3 protein-coding genes are annotated in these 2,463 nt (G+C 69.8%); 1 reads left to right on the plus strand and 2 read right to left on the minus strand.

Annotation, left to right across the window (positions count from 1 at the left end; all coding sequences use genetic code 11):
- Positions 1-1,127, minus strand: a 1,127-nt coding sequence (locus CA983_RS42740) for an alginate lyase family protein (protein WP_086606003.1), incomplete at its 3' end; no start/stop codon positions are given.
- Positions 1,128-1,464: 337 nt separating this feature from the next.
- On the minus strand, positions 1,465-1,770 hold the full coding sequence (locus CA983_RS42750) for a hypothetical protein (protein ID WP_086606004.1): 306 nt from the start codon (positions 1,768-1,770) through the stop codon (positions 1,465-1,467).
- Positions 1,771-1,977: 207 nt separating this feature from the next.
- On the opposite strand from CA983_RS42750, the gene CA983_RS42755 reads away from it, so the two are divergent.
- Complete coding sequence (locus tag CA983_RS42755; protein ID WP_208637174.1) at positions 1,978-2,400, plus strand: Hsp20/alpha crystallin family protein; 423 nt, start codon at positions 1,978-1,980, stop codon at positions 2,398-2,400.
- The last annotated feature ends 63 nt before the right edge of the window (positions 2,401-2,463 follow it).

A 2,463-nucleotide genomic window follows, 5' to 3' on the forward strand; every position in this document is an offset into this window, starting at 1 on the left:
CCCCCACCCTCCGGCGCAGCCTTGGCCGCCGCACGCGTCACATACGACGCCGACAGCCCCCGCCGCTTGGTGTAGTGGTTCGCGATCATCGCCCAGATCGGTCGGGTCATGGCCGGATCCACGCCTGCGGCCCCGGTCGCGGTCTCACTCCCCGACCACCCTCCGATCGCCCCCTTCTTCCGCGTGTTGGCCGTGTACGCCACCTCCCCGCCCAGGCTCCACTTCGCCACGTACTGCGCCCCCTTGAGGAAGCGGTTGTCGTCGTACCCGTACAGATCGATCCCCTGGTTCCACGCCATCTCGCACACCGTGCCCATCAGCCCGACACCGAGCAGCGCGTGCCCCTGGTCCCGCCCGGCCTCGACCCACTCGGCGAGCCCGTCGTCGTGCACGACGGGAATGGCGTGCTTGACGGACCCCATGCCGTCCCCGTGCTTGAAGTACTCGACGGCCCGGTCGACCACGGCACGGTCGTCGCAGAAGATGCCGGTGGCGAGCACACAGGCGATGGCCGTCAGGTCCCAGTTGGGCCAGTAGTTGGTGACCACGGCGCCGTTGTGGCGGGTCAGGAAGTCGTCGCTGAGCGGATGGAAGACGTTCCGCATCAGGTCCTGCGCCCGCCCGAGCGCGAAGTCGCCGTGATCACGTACGAGTTCGGCGGCGTTGGCGAACTGGTAGCCGTACAGCCCCGCGGCCAGGAACCGGTCGGCGGAGCCCTGGATCGAGGTCAGCTTCCCCGACCAGGCGTTGAGGATCGCCACCGCGGTGTCGGCATGCGCGGTCTCGCCGCTGACGTGGTACCGCAGGGCGTTCTGGTAGGCGGCGTGGATGTCGTTGTAGAGGACCGCGTAGTTCTGGGGCGAACCCGCCCCCCGGTACACCGTGGCCTGCGGATTGGCCCGCCAGCCGCTCTGCGCGTGCCGGTTGGCGGTGAGCTTGGCGAACCCGGCCGTATAGGGTCTGGCGCCCGCCTTCACCTTGGCCGCCATACGGTCCAGGTCGGTACGGGTGTGCAGCAGCCCGGGGTGGGCGAAGGCGGATCCGGCGGCGGAGGCCGGGGCCGCGAGCGCGGCCGTACCGACGCCTACGCCGGCGGCTCCGGCTGCCGCGCCCGCGGCCTTCAACATGCTCCGGCGGCTGATCTGTCGTGTCACGTTGTCGTACCTCAACGTCGTAAGTCGCGTTCCTGCGGGGGACGGTGAGGAGACGGCCGGACGGCGAAGGCGATAACAAAAACTGCGCTATAGTTGATCTGCATCCGGTCGCCGGACTCCGGCAGACGGACGATGCGTTGGTGGTCCAAGGAAAGACGTCCCGCTTCCTGCGGGGAGATGCAGGTGCAAGGCCTGCCCGGCGCTCCAGACGAGAACCCCGGCCCTGAGTTTCAGGGCCGGGGTTCTTTGCTGTGGCCGWCTTGCTGTGCGAGACCGCCCCGGACACCGGAGGTCCGGAGCGCGGCTCGACTCAACCGTTTCGCCGGTCGGCGACAATCCAGGACGTCAGCCCCACGGCCCCCGCCACCCCGAACACGGCAGGCCAGGCACCCACCCTCTTGGCCAGCGGATGGGACCCGGCGAAGGCGGCGACATACGCGGCCGACAACGCCCCCGCGGCCACCCCACCGGCCTGCTGCCGCCACTGCCGCGCGGCCGCGGCCCCGGCGACGGCGAGTACGACCCCGCCGAGCGGCCGCTGCCTGGTCCAGCGGGCCACGCCGTACCCGCCCACGAGCCCGCTCGCGGCGATCACTGCACTGGGAACCTTCGCCATACCTGCCTCCTGCTCCTGCGCGGCCAGCGATCTCCGAGGCTAACTCCCGAGGTCGAGGGCACAAGCATCGGGGCGTACGAAGGCGCGTTACCCAAGACCACCCGAACCTGAGTCGAGGCTTGTCAAGTTTCCGGCTCCGAGCTATATAAGAAGGCGAAGAACGTAGGGCATCGCACCGACAGCGCCTGAAGAGAGGAGTGACCAGTGATGCTCATGCGCACGGACCCCTTCCGTGAACTCGACCGGCTCACCCAGCAGGTCTTCGGCCCCGCCACCCGCCCGTCGGCGATGGCCATGGATGCCTACCGCTCAGGGGACGAGTTCTTCGTCCACTTCGACCTCCCCGGCATCGACCCCGAGACGATCGAGCTGGACGTCGAACGCAACGTCCTGAACGTCCGAGCCGAGCGCAGGTCCCCCGCCCCCGAGGGCGCGGAGCTGCTCGTCGCCGAGCGTCCCACCGGCGGCTTCACCCGCCAGCTCTTCCTCGGCGACACGCTGGACACGGAGCGCATCGACGCCTCGTACGAGGCCGGCGTGCTGACCCTGCGCATCCCGGTGGCCGAGCAGGCCAAGCCGCGCCGCATCCAGATCACGGGCGGCGACAAGCCCAAGCAGCTCAGCGGCTGACGGCACGGCACTCACGTACCCACGCACCCACGAGGGCTGTCCCGAGGACGTCCCACCCGCGGG

Origin of the sequence: Streptomyces swartbergensis (assembly GCF_002148965.1) — a bacterium.
GTDB classification, from domain to species: Bacteria; Actinomycetota; Actinomycetes; order Streptomycetales; family Streptomycetaceae; genus Streptomyces; species Streptomyces swartbergensis.

Coding starts and splice junctions, on each gene's coding strand:
- CA983_RS42750 (WP_086606004.1), bottom strand. CDS start 1,770: ATGGCGAAGGTTCCCAGTGCAGTGATCGCCGCGAGCGGGCTCGTGGGC.
- CA983_RS42755 (WP_208637174.1), top strand. CDS start 1,978: ATGCTCATGCGCACGGACCCCTTCCGTGAACTCGACCGGCTCACCCAG.